Annotated in this window: 16 protein-coding genes; 9 read left to right on the top strand and 7 right to left on the bottom strand. The window is 41.5% G+C overall.

What is annotated here, in order from left to right; all coding sequences use genetic code 11:
* Positions 1-48 precede the first annotated feature (48 nt).
* The 4 genes from splA to BV11031_RS11015 all read left to right on the top strand — a co-directional run bounded on the left by splA (position 49) and on the right by BV11031_RS11015 (position 4952).
* On the top strand, positions 49-288 hold the full coding sequence (gene splA, locus BV11031_RS11030) for a splAB operon transcriptional regulator SplA (RefSeq protein ID WP_010328518.1): 240 nt from the start codon (positions 49-51) through the stop codon (positions 286-288).
* A gap of 77 nt (positions 289-365) precedes the next feature.
* The gene (splB, locus tag BV11031_RS11025; RefSeq protein WP_010328517.1) at positions 366-1394 is read left to right on the top strand and encodes a spore photoproduct lyase; all 1029 of its coding nucleotides are present in this window, start codon (positions 366-368) and stop codon (positions 1392-1394) included.
* Positions 1395-1978: 584 nt separating this feature from the next.
* On the top strand, positions 1979-3946 hold the full coding sequence (gene mcpC, locus BV11031_RS11020; protein WP_010328516.1) for a methyl-accepting chemotaxis protein McpC: 1968 nt from the start codon (positions 1979-1981) through the stop codon (positions 3944-3946).
* Positions 3947-4085: 139 nt separating this feature from the next.
* Entirely contained in the window at positions 4086-4952 is an 867-nt protein-coding gene (locus BV11031_RS11015; protein WP_010328515.1) for an NAD(P)-dependent oxidoreductase, read from the top strand.
* Positions 4953-4991: 39 nt separating this feature from the next.
* Here BV11031_RS11015 and BV11031_RS11010 read toward each other — a convergent pair whose 3' ends face one another.
* On the bottom strand, positions 4992-5765 hold the full coding sequence (locus BV11031_RS11010; protein WP_010328514.1) for a CAP domain-containing protein: 774 nt from the start codon (positions 5763-5765) through the stop codon (positions 4992-4994).
* Between the two features lie 336 nt (positions 5766-6101).
* Between BV11031_RS11010 and BV11031_RS11005 the strand changes: the two genes are divergently transcribed.
* Together BV11031_RS11005 and kinA are read left to right on the top strand one after the other, a co-directional pair.
* Complete coding sequence (locus BV11031_RS11005; RefSeq protein ID WP_129550757.1) at positions 6102-8222, top strand: peptidoglycan D,D-transpeptidase FtsI family protein; 2121 nt, start codon at positions 6102-6104, stop codon at positions 8220-8222.
* Positions 8223-8385: 163 nt separating this feature from the next.
* The gene (kinA, locus tag BV11031_RS11000) at positions 8386-10206 is read left to right on the top strand and encodes a sporulation histidine kinase KinA (RefSeq protein ID WP_121642475.1); all 1821 of its coding nucleotides are present in this window, start codon (positions 8386-8388) and stop codon (positions 10204-10206) included.
* A gap of 9 nt (positions 10207-10215) precedes the next feature.
* Here kinA and BV11031_RS10995 read toward each other — a convergent pair whose 3' ends face one another.
* Both BV11031_RS10995 and BV11031_RS10990 read right to left on the bottom strand, forming a co-directional pair.
* Complete coding sequence (locus tag BV11031_RS10995; RefSeq protein WP_010328511.1) at positions 10216-11397, bottom strand: aminotransferase A; 1182 nt, start codon at positions 11395-11397, stop codon at positions 10216-10218.
* A 201-nt stretch (positions 11398-11598) separates the two neighbouring features.
* The gene (locus BV11031_RS10990) at positions 11599-11760 is read right to left on the bottom strand and encodes a hypothetical protein (RefSeq protein ID WP_010328510.1); all 162 of its coding nucleotides are present in this window, start codon (positions 11758-11760) and stop codon (positions 11599-11601) included.
* A gap of 206 nt (positions 11761-11966) precedes the next feature.
* Between BV11031_RS10990 and cheV the strand changes: the two genes are divergently transcribed.
* Positions 11967-12878, top strand: coding sequence for a chemotaxis protein CheV (gene cheV / locus BV11031_RS10985; RefSeq protein ID WP_010328509.1), 912 nt, complete (start codon positions 11967-11969; stop codon positions 12876-12878).
* Between the two features lie 42 nt (positions 12879-12920).
* Here the strand turns inward: cheV and BV11031_RS10980 are convergent, their stop codons facing one another.
* The 4 genes from BV11031_RS10980 to BV11031_RS10965 all read right to left on the bottom strand — a co-directional run bounded on the left by BV11031_RS10980 (position 12921) and on the right by BV11031_RS10965 (position 16291).
* Positions 12921-13385 (bottom strand): YkyB family protein, encoded by a 465-nt coding sequence (locus tag BV11031_RS10980; RefSeq protein WP_010328508.1) that lies wholly within the window; start codon positions 13383-13385, stop codon positions 12921-12923.
* A gap of 125 nt (positions 13386-13510) precedes the next feature.
* Positions 13511-14803, bottom strand: coding sequence for an MFS transporter (locus tag BV11031_RS10975; protein ID WP_129550756.1), 1293 nt, complete (start codon positions 14801-14803; stop codon positions 13511-13513).
* Between the two features lie 75 nt (positions 14804-14878).
* Positions 14879-15373 (bottom strand): L,D-transpeptidase family protein, encoded by a 495-nt coding sequence (locus BV11031_RS10970; protein WP_082246298.1) that lies wholly within the window; start codon positions 15371-15373, stop codon positions 14879-14881.
* Between the two features lie 57 nt (positions 15374-15430).
* Positions 15431-16291 (bottom strand): metallophosphoesterase, encoded by an 861-nt coding sequence (locus tag BV11031_RS10965; RefSeq protein WP_010328506.1) that lies wholly within the window; start codon positions 16289-16291, stop codon positions 15431-15433.
* 143 nt (positions 16292-16434) lie between these two features.
* On the opposite strand from BV11031_RS10965, the gene fadH reads away from it, so the two are divergent.
* Positions 16435-17199 carry a 2,4-dienoyl-CoA reductase gene (gene fadH / locus BV11031_RS10960; RefSeq protein WP_010328505.1) on the top strand — a complete coding sequence of 255 codons (765 nt, stop codon included), beginning with the start codon at positions 16435-16437 and terminating at the stop codon, positions 17197-17199.
* Between the two features lie 63 nt (positions 17200-17262).
* Positions 17263-18486 (top strand): EAL domain-containing protein, encoded by a 1224-nt coding sequence (locus BV11031_RS10955; RefSeq protein ID WP_129550755.1) that lies wholly within the window; start codon positions 17263-17265, stop codon positions 18484-18486.
* Positions 18487-18607 lie beyond the last annotated feature (121 nt).

Below are 18607 nucleotides of genomic sequence, written 5' to 3'. Positions count from 1 at the left end.
ATAAGCAAGGGTATAAAAGGGCACAATAACATGGCTAGGAGGGATAGTATGTCAAACCAATTTAACGCAGGAGATCAGGTGTATGTGATCTACAGAAATCCGCACGCCGCCAATGTTGCCCACATAAAGGAAGCAGAAATTGTGCATCACCCATACCATGAAGGTGAGCTTTCTCTGTTTATTTTTGAGACCTATCATCCGTTTGCAGAGGATGATGCTGTGTTTGCAAGCTATGAAGAAGCGAAATCACTTTACAAAGAACTATTTGATATCGATCCTTATGAGTAACAAGGAAATCATTACAACTCATATCCTTTCCGTCTTATGAGAAAAGTAACGTTAGTAAAGGAAAAGGATGTGGCATTATGCAGAACCCATTTGTTCCGCAGCTTGTGTATATTGAACCGAGAGCGCTGGAATACCCGTTGGCCCAAGAACTGCAGGATAAATTTGAGAACATGGGCATTGAAATCAGAGAAACGACATCCCACAATCAGGTGCGTAATATTCCTGGGAAAAACCACCTTCAACAATATCGCAATGCGAAATCAACTTTAGTCATCGGTGTCAGAAAAACATTAAAGTTTGACTCTTCCAAACCCTCGGCTGAATATGCCATTCCGTTTGCAACAGGCTGCATGGGGCATTGCCATTACTGCTACCTGCAAACAACCATGGGATCAAAGCCGTATATCAGAACTTATGTCAATGTCGAAGAGATTTTAGATCAGGCAGATAAGTATATGAAGGAGCGAGCACCGGAGTTCACAAGGTTTGAAGCTTCATGTACATCAGATATTGTCGGAATTGATCACCTGACTCACACGTTGAAGCGCGCCATTGAACATTTTGGACAAAGTGATCTCGGAAAGCTTAGATTTGTAACGAAATTCCATCATGTCGATCACCTTTTAGACGCAAAGCATAACGGGAAAACAAGATTTAGATTCAGTATTAATGCCGACTATGTAATTAAAAACTTTGAGCCGGGAACCTCACCTCTTGATAAACGGATAGAGGCCGCTGTAAAAGTTGCAAAAGCAGGGTATCCGCTAGGCTTTATAGTAGCGCCAATTTATATTCATGAAGGCTGGGAAGAAGGATACAGACATTTGTTTGAAAAGCTTGACGCTGCTTTGCCGCAGGACGTTAGACATGATATTACGTTTGAATTAATACAGCACCGTTTTACCAAACCAGCCAAACGGGTGATTGAGAAGAATTATCCAAAGACAAAACTCGAATTAGATGAAGAAAAGCGGCGTTATAAATGGGGCCGTTACGGGATCGGAAAATATATTTATCAGAAAGATGAAGAACATGATCTTCGGGAAACGCTTGAATCCTATATTGATGCTTATTTCCCTAATGCGAAACTCGAATATTTCACTTAATCGGGCTGTTGTGATGAACAGCTCGCTTTTTTATATTAAAAGAATTTTTCCATTCCATTAAGACACCGACATTCAATCATTCTTTATCCTCGAAATCATTGCCGATTACATGAATCAGTGAACGGCCGCACTGGAGGAGAAAGAGGGCACATGGGCTTTTTTCTTGCCCTTTATCACATCTTCATGTATTGTACAGCACTGATCTGGTGTGCGAATCTATGATAGAAGGAATACGCCCGCCGCCGAGAAGCGCACAAGCCGTTTCTCAACAGTCAGCTCATACATGGTGTTCATGAGCCATTTTCCAATTCGAAGCAATCAAAACTGAAATATTCACTACAATGAAAGTATTTCCATCTCTTTGATTAGAAATCATCGCCATTTTGTCGGCCTTTGAATCATCGCCCCAACTTACGGCCGTTGTGCACATACATTTTTTATATGGCCATTCCTCTCCTTACGTTGTTTCAACTAAAAATGAGATTGAATTTTCAGTAAATATATTCCGTTTTTCATATAATTTATTTTTTGATTATTCATTTTTTAAACGAAAGGACCGATATAGAAAGTAGGAGGGGATTGGTTTGTTTAAAAAACTTCACATGAAGATTGCTGTTTTTGTTTCGATCATGTTAATCGTCACAGTTGGTCTTTTAATGCTGTCTTCGTATCTGACACTAAAACCGATGATTACAGAGGATGGGAAAAATACTACTCAAAACGTGACGCAGTCACTTGAACAAAATATTGAATTGCAATTAAAAAATTATGCCACATCGTTATCAAGATTGGCTAACGGGGAATTAACTCATACGTTTGTAACGAAACCAAGCAAAGAAGCTTCTCGGCTGTTTAACGATGATATTAAACAAATCAAAGATCATGATGATTATGTTGCGATGGCTTACATAGGCACCGCCAAAAAAGAAATGTTTACATATCCGAAAGCCGATTTTGCTGATGATTATGATCCAACCTCGAGACCATGGTATAAGCTTGCAGCTGAAACCCCTGATCAAGTCGTTTGGACGGAGCCTTATCAAGATGTCGTGACGGGAGATATGATTGTCACCGCTTCGAAAGCGGTTCTTGACGGGCAAAAAGTGATGGGGGTTGCCAGCTACGATTTGAAGCTCTCCGCCATCCAGAGCATGGTCAATAAGCAAAAGGTGCCCTACAATGGATTTGCCTTTTTAGCTGATGCGGGCGGCAATCTTTTAGCCCATCCGTCAAATCAAGGGAAAAATATATCAAAGGATCAAACACTGAACACCATTGCATCTGACAAAAAAGGGATACAGGATGACAATGGGAAAATGGTTGTGTACCAAACGATTGCAGAAACGGGCTGGAAAGTCGGAACGCAATTTGATACTGACAAATTAATGTGGATTTCCGATAAAATGAATCGGGCGAATCTTTTGATATCATTGATTGCGCTTGTCGCTACAATCATTCTCAGCTACTTTCTGGCCAAAACGATAACCGGTCCAATACAGCAGCTGATTGCAAAAACAAAGGCAGTTTCCGCAGGCGATTTAACCGTTCATGCTGAATCTAAATCCAAGGATGAAGTCGGGATTCTCACTAGAGACTTTAACCAGATGGTAGAAAATATGAAGGAAATGGTAGAACAAGTGAGACTGTCTTCAGGGAAAGTATCTGATACCTCTGAGCAGTTAACAGCTGTCTCCGCCGAAACAAATGAAACAAGCGGACAGATTGCAAAAGCGATTGAAGAAGTGGCAGCAGGGGCATCGGAACAAGCTTCAGAAGTAGAGACCATTAACGAAAAATCAGAAAGTCTGTCAACAAAAATCAGACAAATTGCTGCGGAGGCAGGCGGAATGAAAGAACGCTCAAAATCGTCTGAGGATGCAAGCTATAAAGGGCTTGATGCGCTTGGCCAGCTGCTGATGAAGTCAAACGAAGCCAACACGGAAACGAAAAAAGTTGAAACAATGCTGCTTGATTTAGAAAATCAAACAAAGAATATTGAAGAAGTGGTTACAGCGATCTCGAATATTTCTGACCAAACGAACTTGCTTGCCTTAAATGCCAGCATTGAGGCTGCCAGAGCCGGAGAAAGCGGACGAGGATTTGCTGTCGTAGCCGAAGAAGTACGGAAGCTTGCTGAGCAATCTGCGCTTTCGACAAAGCATATCAGCGAGACTGTGAAGCTTATCCAGGTTGAGACGAAAGAAGCTTCTCACGCAATGGTTGAGGCAAGCAGAATGAATGATGAACAAAACAGTGCCATTCATGAGACTGGAGAAGTATTAAACACGATTACCGTGGAAATGCAGTCACTTGTTCAAGGCATTGACCACATTTACGAAGAAATTCAAAGAATGAGTAATGAACAGCTCGCGATTTCTGAAGCCATTCAAAGCATTTCAGCCATATCACAGGAATCAGCCGCTGCAGCAGAAGAAGTGAATGCATCAACTGATGAGCAGCTGATCACCCTTGATAAAGTCAAACACTCAACGGAAACATTAAAGCATGCAAGCCAAGAGCTGATGAACACAATTGCGAAATTCACATTGTAACCCTTACATCCCCAAAAACTTGGGGATTTTTTTATGTGAAGAGTCTACTATACGAAGAATAGATATGGTAGTCTAGAAAATGAAGGAAATATGATAAATTTTAACTAAAATCCAAATAAAGCCTCTGGGAGGAATGACTTTGAAAAAAACAATTGGTTTTATCGGTCTTGGCGTGATGGGAAAGAGCATGGCATCACATATTCTGAATGACGGGCATCCTGTATTGGTGTACACCCGGACAAAAGAAAAAGCAGATACCATCCTGGAAAAAGGCGCGGTATGGAAAGAAACCGTCAAAGATCTTTCAAAAGAAGCGGACGTTATCATTACAATGGTCGGCTATCCCAGTGACGTTGAAGAAGTGTATTTCGGAAACAGCGGAATCATTGAAAACGCAAAAAAAGGCGCATATCTGGTTGATATGACGACATCTAAGCCTTCGCTGGCGAAGAAGATTGCTGAAGCGGCTATAGAAAAAGCATTATTCGCTTTAGATGCCCCTGTTTCCGGCGGAGATATCGGTGCACAAAACGGAACACTCGCAATTATGGTTGGTGGAGAAAAAGAAGCCTTTGAGGCCTGCATGCCGATTTTTTCTTTAATGGGAGAAAATATTCAATACCAAGGACCGGCTGGAAGCGGCCAGCATACCAAGATGTGTAATCAGATTGCAATTGCAGCTGGAATGATCGGTGTGGCTGAAGCGATGGCATATGCACAAAAATCTGGCTTGCAGCCGGAAAATGTCCTGAAAAGCATCACAACGGGCGCAGCGGGAAGCTGGTCATTGTCAAATCTTGCTCCCCGTATGCTGCAAGGCAATTTTGAACCGGGCTTTTATGTGAAGCATTTTATTAAAGATATGGGAATTGCGTTGGAGGAAGCGGAATTAATGGGAGAAGAAATGCCAGGCTTATCGCTCGCGAAATCCTTATATGACAAGCTCGCTGCACAAGGTGAAGAAAACAGCGGAACTCAGAGTATATACAAGCTTTGGGTAAAATAAAAAAGATTGCCTGGTACGATACAGGCAATCTTTTTTGTATTATTTTCCGATGAATTGCTGTGTCCAGTAACTTCCGGACTCAACGTAGCCGACACCGATATGAGTAAAGTTAGCGTTTAGGATGTTTTTTCTGTGTCCTTCACTGTTCATCCAGGCTTTCACTACTTCTTCTGGTGTTTTCTGGCCCTTGGCAATGTTTTCACCTGCTGTTTTGTAGCTGATACCGAAAGATTTCATCATATCAAACGGTGAACCGTAAGTTGGGCTTTGATGATCAAAGTAGTTCTTGTCTTTCATATCTTGAGATTTTGCGCGTGCAGATTTGCTTAATGTTTCATCAATTTGAAGCGGCTTTAAGCCTTGTTTTTGTCTTTCTGCATTTGTAAGCTCAACAACTTTTTTCTCATATGTGCTTACAGATGAAGGCGCAGATGTTGTTTTATTTGTTTTTTCAGCAGCTGCAGGTGCTTTAGAAGCAGTATTTTGTTCAGGAGCTGCTTTTTCAGCTGTCTTTTTCGCAGGTTTTGCCGTTTCTGTCTTTTGAACATCCTGAATATTCATGTTAGATTGCTTCGCATGTTTTTGAAGAAGCTTCTTAAGCTCTTTTTCATTTGCAGCGTTTAACGTTTTGATATTTGTTTTAATATGCAATTTTTTGACGATATCGTTAAGGGACATGTTTTGCACTGTGTTCCCCATTTTTACCTTTACCACATGCTGGCAGGAGAGTTCTTTCGCTGATGCTTGCTGTACGCCTCCGAATGTGAATAATCCAACCGCAGCGGCAGCAGATAAAATAAATGCTTTCTTCATGAGTTCATAACCTCCTAGAGTTGTTTGTTTCTACAAAAAAATCATAACATAGCTTTTTTGTCATAAAGCAACCATCACTTTCCTTTGACAAAGAGAGATTGTCATTTTTGTAACTAGTGTGTGCTGAATCCTTGAAAAGCAGGGAATCAGCTGCAAATCATGTTTTATCACACTGTTACATGTCTTCCTTTTTTTTGAATCGTTAGTTAAATTTAAATATGTTTTTATATTGACAGTTTTTTTTATCCCTTTTTGCTGTAACAACTATTACAAAGGTGTTACAATTAATCTCAGTATATGTAAATATATTGAATGATCTGAGAGGGGTAACCAGAAGTGACTGAAATAGGACGTGAACCAAAGAAAAAGAGCAAAGGAAACAGAGCGATCAGAATGAACCTTTTTTTCCTTGCTGTCTTTGTTCTATTCACTGCATTAATTTTCAAGCTTGGTGTTGTTCAAATTGTTGAAGGTGAACAGCATGAAGAAGACGCTGAGGTAGCAAATGCAAAAACAGCGTATTATCCCGCGCCTCGAGGGAAGATGTATGACAGAAATCAGAAAGTTGCTGTCGATAACCAGAGCGTGCCTGAAATTGTCTATGTTTCAACATCAAGCACAAAAACAGAGGATAAAATCAAAACAGCGAAGAAGCTTGCTGCTTTCATTCATATTGATACAGAATTTTTGAAGGATAGGGATTTGCGTGATTACTGGATCGCATCCCATCCGAAAAAAGCTGCTGCTCTGCTCAAGGAATCTGAAAGCAATCTGAAAGGGGCGGAGGCTTACAAACTCCAAATCGAGCGTGTTCCGGATGAAGAATTGAAGGCTATTCAGCGAAATGATGAAGAAATGGAAACTGCTGCGATATATACAAGGTTTTCAAGCGGCAATGCTTACGAACCTCAAATTGTAAAGGCGATGAATCCAAATGAAAGCAACAGCACTGGAAAAAATGGCACGCTGCTCGATGAGAAGAAAAGCTCCGCGCAAAGACCAAAAAATGACTTAACATATGATGAAATTTCAATTGTTTCTGAGCATTTAGAAGAGCTTCCGGGAATCGACATCGTAAATGATTGGACACGAAAATACCCTTATGATAAAACCCTCTATTCCGTTTTCGGGGGCGTCACAACACCTGAACAAGGCCTGCTCAGCGACCGGAAAGATTTCTACTTAACAAGAGGTTATGCCAATAATGACAGGGTGGGGAAAAGTTATTTAGAATATCAATATGAAGACTACTTAAATTCCCATAAAGAAAAAGTGCAATACGTAGAAGACAATAAAGGAAATGTCGTCAGCCAAAAAACCATTGATAAGGGCAGCAGGGGATACGATCTACGGCTTTCATTCGATATGGAGCTCCAGGCAAAAGTAGAAAAGATCATTGAAGAAGAAGTGAGAAACAGCCGTGCACGTGGGAACTATATGCTTGACAGAGCCTTTGTCGTGATGATGGACCCGAATAACGGCGATATTTTATCGATGGCGGGAAAAAAGATAGATTTAGAAACAAACAAAATTCAAGATTATGCGATAGGCGCATTTACGACCCAATATGAAATGGGTTCGGCAGTGAAGGGTGCCACCGTACTTGCCGGCTATCAGGACGGGATTCCGCATTATAAATATTTTGTGGATACACCTCTTTATTTTGCAGGAAACGGTAACAAGCCTAAGAAGTCCTATATGAATATGGGAACTATTAACGAATTAACCGCACTGCAAAAAAGCTCAAACGTATACATGTTTAATGTCGCCATGCATATTGCCGGTGTTACATACAAGCCGCATGGACCTCTTCCCGCTGACCAGAAGGATTTGAACAAAATGAGAAATTACTACAGCCAATTTGGCCTGGGTGTAAAGACAGGTATTGATCTGCCGCAGGAATCAGCCGGTATGCAAACCACGCCTGATGCTGTAGGGGGATTAATATTAGACTTGGCAATCGGTCAATACGATACATACACACCGCTTCAAATGGCGCAGTACATTTCATCCATAGCCAACGGAGGCTATCGTATTCAGCCAAGAATTGTTACAAGTATTCATGAGCCCAGCAATAAAGACGGTCTCGGAAAAACAATTGAACAACGAAAGCCAAACATTCTCAATAAAATTAACAATACAGAAAGTGATATACAGCAGGTAAAGACAGGAATGAAATTAGTTACCGCTTCAGGGACTGCTAAAAATACGTTTACAGAAGATGTTTCCGGAAAAACAGGAACAGCGGAAACATTTTACTATGGCACGAACCGTAATTGGTGGGGGAAAAAAACATATAACCTAACTTTTGTAGGCTATTACCCGTCGAAAAATCCAAAAGTGGCTTTCAGTGTCGTTGTACCTTCTGTAAAGGATGATGATAAGATCAATAAAATTATTGCGAAAAGAGCTATCCACGCTTACGCAGAGCTCGAAAAAAAACACAGCAAAAAATAAAAAAGAGGGTGCACATCTGAATGATTGTGCGCCCTTTCATTTATTCAAAAAATGACGTTCACCATAAGAATAGAAGGAGAATCCTGATTTTCTAGCGAATCATACTAGGTAAAAGTCAATCTGTATATGTCGAAACAAGATGATCATGCAAAGGAGGGATTCTGTGGAACAGGATACGCAGCATGTTAAACCATTTCAAACAAAAACCGATATTCATGCAGTCTTGGCCTCTAATGGACGCATCATTTATATATCTGCCAACTCCAAACTGCATTTGGGCTATCTCCAAGGAGAGATGATCGGATCATTCCTCAAAACGTTCCTGCATGAGGAAGACCAATTTTTAGTTGAAAGCTACTTTTATAATGAACATCATCTGATGCCGTGTACCTTTCGTTTTATAAAAAAAGATCATACGATTGTGTGGGTGGAGGCTGCAGTAGAAATTGTGACGACAAGAGCTGAGCGGACAGAACGGGAAATCATTTTGAAAATGAAAGTTCTTGAAGAAGAAACAGGCCATCAACCCCTAAGCTTCGAAAAACATGAAATCGAGCCTGCAAGCCCGGAATCGACTACATATATAACAGATGATTATGAACGGTTAGTTGAAAATCTCCCGAGTCCGCTATGCATCAGTGTCAAAGGAAAGATCGTCTATGCAAACAGCGCGATGCTTTCAATGCTGGGAGCGAAAAGCAAGGATACTATTATTGGCAAATGGTCCTATGAATTTATTGAAGAAGAATATCACGATATCGTGAAAAACAGGATTATACGAATGCAAAAAGGAATGGAAGTCGGAATGATTGAACAGACGTGGAAAAGGCTTGATGGCACACCTGTTCATTTAGAAGTGAAAGCGTCCCCGACCGTCTACAAAAACCAGCAGGCTGAACTGCTGCTGCTGATCGATATCTCTTCAAGGAAAAAATTCCAAACCATCCTGCAAAAAAGCCGTGAACGATATCAGCTGCTCATTCAAAATTCAATCGATACCATTGCGGTGATTCACAATGGGAAATGGGTGTTTATGAATGAGTCGGGAATCTCACTGTTCGAAGCAGCTACCTATGAGGATTTAATTGGCAAAAACATATATGATCAGCTGCACCCTTGCGATCATGAGGATGTAAAAGAGAGAATTCAAAACATCGCCGAGAAAAAAACAGAATCAGAAATTGTCAAGCAATCCTGGTTTACCTTCCAAAATAGGGTCATCTATACCGAGATGGTCTGCATTCCGACGACCTTTTTTGGTGAAGCGGCAGTCCAAGTCATTCTTCGAGACATTTCTGAGAGAAAACAAACAGAAGAGTTGATGCTGCAATCGGAAAAATTATCAATCGCAGGGCAGCTCGCGGCGGGAATCGCCCATGAGATCCGCAACCCGCTGACAGCGATTAAAGGGTTTTTACAGCTGATGAAACCGACGATGGAAGAAAATGAACACTACTTTGATATTGTGTTTTCTGAACTCAGCCGCATCGAATTAATACTCAGTGAGCTTCTCATGCTGGCGAAACCCCAGCAAAATGCCGTTAAAGAATATTTGAACCTAAAAAAATTAATTGGTGAGGTCTCGGCCCTGTTGGAAACGCAGGCGAATTTGAATGGCATTTTTATCAGAACAAGCTATCAAAAAGACAGCATTTATATAAACGGTGATCAGAATCAATTGAAGCAGGTATTCATTAATTTAATTAAAAATGCGGTTGAATCAATGCCTGACGGAGGAACAGTAGACATTATCATAACTGAGGATGAGCATTCTGTTCATGTCACGATCAAAGATGAAGGAGAAGGCATACCTGAAAAGGTGCTGAACCGAATTGGTGAACCATTTTTAACGACAAAAGAAAAAGGCACGGGGCTTGGGCTGATGGTTACATTTAATATCATTGAAAATCATCAGGGAGCCATCCATGTAGACAGCCAGCCGGAAAAAGGCACAGCGTTTAAAATTTCATTTCCAAAAAAATAAAACAACGGCTTAGACGCCGTTGTTTATTGTCTGCATGGATTCCCGTTTCTTTAATATAAATATTTCCAAGCGGTCCAGCCCTTCTCTTAGCGTATCCAGCGAGTATGCGAAAGACAATCTCACATATCCTTCACCATACTTTGAGAATGAACTGCCCGGCACGAGTGCGACACCAGCATCCTCCAAAAGAGCCATACTAAAATCAAATGAAGACATTCCAAATGATTTAATAGAAGGGAAGATATAAAACGCGCCCGACGGTTTGACAACGTCAAGTCCCATGGAGACAAGGCGGTCATATACATAGTCCAGTCGTTTTTTGTATTGTTCCCTCATAATCAGGGCATCGTCAAAGCCGTTTGTCACAGCTTCAAGCGCGGCTTTTTGAGAAATTGATGACGCACACGACACATTGTATTGATGAACCTTTAAAATGTGCTTAGCAATGTCTTTCGGCGCGAATAAAAATCCAATTCTCCAGCCAGTCATGCTGTGTGATTTTGATAAGCCATTAATGACAATCGTTTGATCCCGCAAATGCGTAGCGATGGAGTAATGCGGCCTGTCATATGTTAATTCACTGTATATTTCATCAGATAATACGAAGACATTTCTGCCTTTTAAAAGGGCAGCGATGCTTTTCAGCTCTTCATCAGATAAAGTCACACCGGTAGGGTTCGACGGATAAGGAAGCACGACACACTTGGTGTTAGGAGTCAGAGCCTCTTCAATCAGGCGGGCAGTAAGCTTAAAGCCGTGAGACCTAGTATCAACAATAACAGGCTTAGCGCCGCACAAATTGATAATCGGTTCATAGCCTGGATAAATCGGGCCCGGCATAATGACTTCATCACCAGGAGATAACATCGTCCGAAATGCGGCATCAATGGCTTGGCTTGCGCCTGTTGTGATGATGATTTCAGATTCAGCATCATAGTTGAAATCCGCTTTTTTCTTCATATAAATTTGTACAGCTTGTCTCAGCTCCAGGTAGCCGGCGTTCGGAGTATATGACGTCACGTTTTCATCAATGGCTTTTTTTGCGGAAGCTTTCACATGATGCGGCGTAAAAAAGTCTGGCTGGCCGATTGTTAGTGAAATGACATCTTCGTGTTGGGCTACAAGATTTGAGAATTTGCGTATTCCTGAAATTTCAATTTCTCTTGCTTTCGGATTCAGCAAATGTTCCATAATTCATCACCTTAACAAATATAATGAGTTTATCCTATTTTACCACTAGCTGGCTATTTGTCACCTTTTTAGCCGATATATTTCGATTGTATGCGCCTTTTTTCTAAACATACCTTTCTTTACAGAAAAAAAGAAGACAACCAGCGTTTTGATTGTCTTTATTGTATCATGTTCTATTATTGTTTATATGTGCTGCTTTCATTAATAACCATAATCAAAGTGAAGGTCTTCGTGCCAAGTCATATACGGGGGATGCTCTTCTTGAAGGTCAGCTGATTCTTTCTTCATATGCAGGTAAGTCTCTTCACTGATATCTTCTAAAACAGTCATTTCATTTTCTTTGAATATTACTAAGGTACCCATTATTTACACCCTTCTTTGGAAAAATCCTTGACTATTTTATCACTGCTAGTTGGAAAGTCAATGGTTAGTAGGAAAAAAGTTTCTTTTTTAGAGAAACGCGTCTTAACGCTCTCCGAATCCGATTTTGAAGAGCCATACCATTCACTTTTTACAATTTACGCCGATATATACAGTACAATACTGAATGCGAATAGCGAGGGATTGAAGTGTCGTTACAACAATACGAAATTTTATTGGATTCTGGAACAAATGAATTGGAAATTGTGAAGTTTGGCGTGGGCGATAATGCTTTCGGAATTAACGTCATGAAAGTAAGGGAAATTATTCAGCCGGTTGAGGTAACATCTGTGCCTCACTCTCATCAGCATGTAGAAGGAATGATCAAGCTCAGAGGAGAAATTCTCCCTGTGATCAGCCTCTTCTCATTTTTTGGAGTGGAGCCTGACGGATCAAAAGATGAGAAATATATCGTAACTGAATTTAATAAACGGAAAATTGTTTTCCATGTCGGCTCTGTGTCTCAAATTCACAGAGTATCCTGGGAAGCAATTGAAAAGCCGACATCGTTAAACCAAGGAATGGAGCGGCATCTTACCGGGATTATTAAGCTCGAAAACCTGATGATCTTTTTGCCTGATTATGAAAAAATTATTTATGATATTGAATCAGACTCAGGTGTGGATACGTACAATATGCATACCGAGGGCTTCGATCAAAGAAGAGCTGATAAAAAGCTTATTATTGTAGAGGATTCACCGCTCTTAATGCGCCTCTTGCAGGATGAATTAAAAGAGGCTGGGTACAATAATATTTCTTCGTTTGAAAACGGAAAAGAGGCCTATGAGTATATCATGGACCTTGCTGAAAACGAAACGGATTTATCTGATCAGATTGATATGATTATCACTGATATTGAAATGCCAAAAATGGATGGACACAGGCTCACAAAGCTGCTGAAGGAAAATCCGAAAAGTTCAGACGTGCCGGTTATGATTTTCTCATCGCTAATTACCGATGATTTGCGTCACCGCGGGGAAGTCGTTGGCGCAGATGAACAGATCAGTAAGCCTGAGATCAGTGATTTGATTAAAAAAGTGGATACGTATGTTATCGAATAAATAAAAACAGCCGATGCCCGAGGGGGCACGGCTGTTTTTATGTTAAAAGTAACTCTCGCCGAGTTTTTTAAAGACGGGTTTATGATAAGTTGGCTGCTGGCGATTTGCCACAAGCGGCTTTTCTTTCATGCCGACATATTCTTGCAATAGGTGTTTCGCCTTTGTTAAAGACATTTGAGCTTTAGGATTTCGGTACGATTGATTAAGTGTACCTAAATGCGGAAGATGTTCGAAGTCTTCTTTCGTTGGAGGCATGTGAAAATAGTAGTCTCCGATTGAGATAAGCACGTCCGATTGCTGTTGGCTGAACCTTGGATTTTTTGAAAAATGAAGCCCTATTTTCTTTCCTTTACCTTCTTTGACAAGCTTTTGCAAAGCCCGTTTTTTCAGCAGATATAGGTATTTAGGGTTAGGGGCGGTTTTTGCATGGCGGTTCACAGTGTAAACTGCTTTTGAAAGATTTTCTACGGTTGGCTGCAGATCTTTCGTATATGCATGGTCGTCCATTATTTCTCTCCTTTGCTCTTATCAAATTCTATATGATTAGATTATACTTTTTTAAAGTTGAAATGCAAATATTGAATGTGAAAATGCGCTTTTTTCTGAGAAAAAAAGCGCATTAACAACTTAAATTATACAGATTTTACTTTCTTTTTGGGCTGCTCTTGAAAGACTTCCTGAACATTGACTTCCACAGCCTGTGCACTGTATTTTGGCAGTGCAACAAAATAAAAAATAAAAACAAGCAGGGTGATAACGCCCATGCCGTAATAAAGATAATCAATGTTTGAAACAAATTTAGGGAATAACAGCGCAACTAAGCCGAGTGTCAGTGACTGTGCAAACATCATAAAAGGGTCCTGCAACCCGCTTACACGTCCCATCAGCTTAGGGTGAACAATCTTTGGCATCCAGCCTCCGATCGCAATGTTGACCGGTCCGATGCACATTCCGAGGACAAATGCTGCCGCGTAATATACCCATAACACATTTGTGTAGCCGAGGACAAAAATCAGCAAACCTGCGATAAAAATCGGTATCGACATTAAAAAATGGGGTTTCACTTTTTTTGAGATGATCGTGCCGAGAACACTTCCCGCCAGCAGCCCAAAACCGAGTGCGATCGTAAATACAGACGTATGCCATTCATAACGGTCGGGCGCCAATCCATATTTCATTGTAAACATCGGCAATACGGCGAATCCCCCGTTGACAAATCCAAAAATGAAGAAGCCGAAAATCAGGGATGCCAGCAGTTTGTTTTTTGATATATAGAGAATGCCTTCTCTAAAATCATTTATTGAATCTTTAACAGAGGCTTTTCTCCAGCTGAATGCGCCATTTGGCTGTCGGGCTTCCTTTGGAATTCGGCAACTGCGGATCAGCAGCCCGGAAATGATAAAGCTGACAAAATCGAGAATAATGGCGCCTTCAATTCCGATTGTGTTGTACATAAAAGCACCTATTCCGACTCCGAACACCATAAAAATACTAAAGAGCATCTGATTAAGCCCAGCTGCTTTGGCATAATGCTCCTTTGGCAGGATGGCTTGTACCAAACTGTTTTCTGCCGGAAAGAAAAACTTCGTGACAGCGCTTCTGACAAATAAAATACAGAAAACAAGAGGAATATTGCCGGTAAATAAAGTGAAAAAAAGGACGACAGTCAGACCTGCTCTAATCCAATCGCAGTTTTCCGCCACCTTTTTTCTGTCAAACCGGTCCGCGACGACTCCCACGATCAGAAATACAAATACGGTCGGAAGAGAATACATCAGCTCCGCCAAGGTCGTATATGAAGGCTGGCTGCTGAAGCGGTCCAGCAAGAAAAAAGCAAATGCCATGTTGCCTACTGTCGTCCCCATTTGAGAAGCGAGTGCTGCGAAAAATAGACGAACAAAATTACGATTTTTAAATATATCCATAAAAACGCTCCTTACCCTAAAGGTCCCACTTTATCATATTATAAACCGCCTGTTTTTGAAACAAATAAGAAAACATTACCGGTTAATCATGACTCTTGTTCCGTTTGGCACAATTGAAGCGAGTTCGATCACATCTTTGTTATGCATACGAATGCAGCCTTTAGAGACAGCCTTGCCAATCGAAGAAGGATTATTCGTCCCGTGTATTCCGTAGTGTTGCTTAGAAAGGCTTAGCCAATAAGCGCCGAATGGGCCGCCGGGATTGCGCTGGCGGTTAATAATATAAAATTCTCCAGTCGGCGTTTGGGTCAGTATTTTGCCGACCGCAATCGGATAGGTCTTCATTATTCGATTATTCTGGAACAGCGTAAGGGTCTTCGCGCCGATTGAGACTGAGATATGATACGGAATCGTATTAGGGTCCGGGAGGCCGGGGATGACAATGGACTGTCCCGCAGTGAGCCCTGCCTGCAGTGACGGATTAGCATTGAGTAATGAAGCGGTGCTGATTCTGAAATCAGCCGCGATGCTGCTTAGTGTTTCACCTTGCTTTACCTGGTACGTAAGCAGTTTCCTCATCCTCTCTTTTTTACTTATAAGTATTGATGAGGAGCCCATCCTGCTACATTAATTTGCGCTTTTTAAGGTAAAGACAGAGATTTCAGGCTTGGCCAGAAACCGCAAAGGCAATCTGGTCATCCCGAGGCCGCGGTTCACGTAAATATGGGTGCTGCCTGTCTGATACATTCCCTCTGTGTAGACCTTTCCATAAGGAGGTGTAATAATCGGCCCGTAAAAAGGAAGCTGAATCTGGCCGCCGTGTGTATGGCCGGAAAGCTGAAGGTTCACCGGATAGCCTGTTGTTTTTAACGCTGCATCAGGCTCATGGACGAGCAGAATAGAAAAAAGTCTGTCACTTAGCCTTGAAAGGATGCCTTCATAGTCCGGGCTTCCTAGCATTAAGTCATCAAGTGATGCAATCTCGATTTTGCTGCCATCTGCAAGCGACAATGTTTGATAGCCATTGCGGTATACCGTAAAACCGCCGGCCGTCATCAGGCTTTTGTAAACGGCAGTTCCATAGCCTCCGTGATCATGATTGCCGTAAACACAAAACTTGCCAAAGGGCGCGTATAGTTTTCTCAATAATGGAATGACTGCCTGATGTTGCTGGTACGTATCAGGATTATCGATGATATCACCTGTAAACACAATGAGATCAGGTTTAGATTCATGAATTGACTGGATAACAGTCTTTAAATCTTCAAGAGTAAAAGAATCACTCAAGTGTGTATCACTAAACTGCACGATTTTGAAACCGTCAAATCCGTGCGGGATGAGAGAGCTTTTGATTGTGTGTTCGGTTGTCTCGATCATATGCGGCTCCAGATATCTGGCATAGCCGTATCCGCCGCCGGCCGCTAAAGCTCCTGCAGCAAGAGCCCCGAACGTTCCTTTTAGAAATTGCCTTCTGGACATCTTTTTCATTTCAAACCAACCTTTAATAGAGTTTTTCTATTATATCATCTGTATCTTGAAAAAATCTCATATCAGCATGTACTGACAAAAGCCGGCATATCATGATAGAATAAAATTGAATGAATACTCATTCATAACAAGGGGGAGAAATCATGGAAAAAAAGGCGGTTGTTATTACCGGCGGGTCAAGCGGCATGGGAAAAGCAATGGCAAAAAGACAGGCTGAATTAGGCTGGTACGTTATGGTGACAGGGAGGAACGAGGAAGCACTCGCAGAAACGAAACGAGACATTGAAACCTTTGAGGGACAGGTCGCCTGTTTTCAAATGGATGTCCGTTCTGATTCCGCCGCTTCTGACATGATGACAGAAGCGATAAAAGCATTTGGGCGGCTTGATGCGTTGATCAACAATGCGGCCGGAAACTTTATTTGCCCGGCAGAAAAGCTGACGCCCAATGGATGGAAAGCCGTAATTGAGATTGTCTTAAACGGCACATTTTTTTGCAGCCAAGCTGCAGCCAGACATTGGATCGAGAAGCAGAAGCAGGGCGTCATTTTAAATATGGCCGCCACATACGCTTGGGGAGCGGGAGCGGGGGTCGTCCATTCCGCTGCAGCGAAAGCAGGGGTATTGTCATTGACAAGAACGCTGGCCGTGGAGTGGGGGAGCCAATACGGCATTCGCACAAACGCGATTGCACCCGGCCCAATTGAACGAACAGGCGGTGCGGAGAAACTATTTGAATCAGAAAAAGCGAGAGCCCGAACGCTGAACAGTGTGCCGCTCGGCCGGCTCGGCACACCGGAGGAAATCGCATCTTTAGCCGCGTTTATGCTTTCTGATGAAGCTTCCTATATGAATGGGGAATGTGTCACTCTAGATGGGGGGCAATGGCTCAATCCTTATCCATTTTAAAGCATATTAAACTTTGGATTCAATGTGGTATAATCAGACAAAGATAGAGAAGCAGGTGATAACATGTTGGATCCACTTGATATTTTAACGAACATTGATGATGTCCTTCCATATTACCAAGCGATTTTCAGTGCTGAGGAGCAGAAAATCGTTGGGTATGAGGTGCTTGGGCGTATAATGGCAGATTCAGAAATCCAAAGTCTCGGGCCCTTTTTTTTAGACGCGGGGATACCCGAAGAATATAAATTAGAGGTGGATAACAGAATTATCCGCCAAGCTCTTGACCGCTTTTTAGAGGCTGATTCTGATCTGCTGATTTTTATGAATCAGGACGCCAATCTGCTGATGCTTGATCATGGTGAAAGCTTTCTGGAGCTTCTGAAAGAGTATGAAGCAAAGGGAATCGAACTTCATCGTTTTGTGCTTGAAATTACGGAGCACAATTTTGAAGGGGATATTGAGCAGCTCTACCATATGCTTGCCTACTATCGTACATACGGAATTAAAATCGCAGTTGATAACATCGGGAAAGAAAGCAGCAACCTGGACAGAATCGCACTGCTTTCACCAGATCTGTTAAAAATCGATTTGCAGGCGCTGAAAATATCACAGCCGTCACCATCATATGAGCATGTGCTGTACAGCATATCTTTATTAGCGAGAAAAATCGGTGCAGCACTGCTGTATGAAGATATTGAGGCGAACTTCCAGCTTCAATACGCTTGGAGAAACGGCGGCCGCTATTTTCAGGGGTATTACTTGTTGTCTCCTTCTGAAACGTTTCCACAGAGAGATGTATTGAAGCAAAGACTTAAAGCTGAGTTTCACCAATTTATCACACATGAGAAAAAGAAGCTTGAAACCGTCTATGAGCACTCCGAACAGTTTTACAAACGAGTCCATCAAGCTGTGACATCTTTAAGAAAAAACAACTTGTCTTCTGATGATGACTTTATAAAAAAACTCGCAAAAGAGCTGACAGATTGCAGCTTTAGAATTTACATGTGTGATGAAGAAGGCGACCAGCTGACGGGAAATGTGTTTAAACAGGATGGAGAGTGGATTTACCAGCCGGAATACGCGGAAAAGAATTGGAGTTGGCGTCCTTATTTTTTGGAGAATATCATGAGAATGAGAAACCTCAGAAAAGGGTTTTTCAGTGATTTGTACAGCGATTTGGAAACTGGTGAAATGATCAGAACGTTTTCGTATCCGATGGATGATCAGATGTATTTATTTATAGACTTGCCTTACTCTTATTTATATGAGCAGGATGGATTGATTTAAGCGGCTGAAAGGCCGTTTTTTTTAATAATTGAAAAAATGTTAAAAAACGATTGACATTGATATTGATAATCATTATCATTTAATTATAGAGAGATACCTACTCTCTGTTCCCCAACCCCTC

It is taken from the genome of Bacillus vallismortis (assembly GCF_004116955.1).
Classification (GTDB): domain Bacteria; phylum Bacillota; class Bacilli; order Bacillales; family Bacillaceae; genus Bacillus; species Bacillus vallismortis.
The sequence above is the reverse complement of the archived record's forward strand: the minus strand, read 5'-3'. Positions and strand labels throughout refer to the sequence as shown.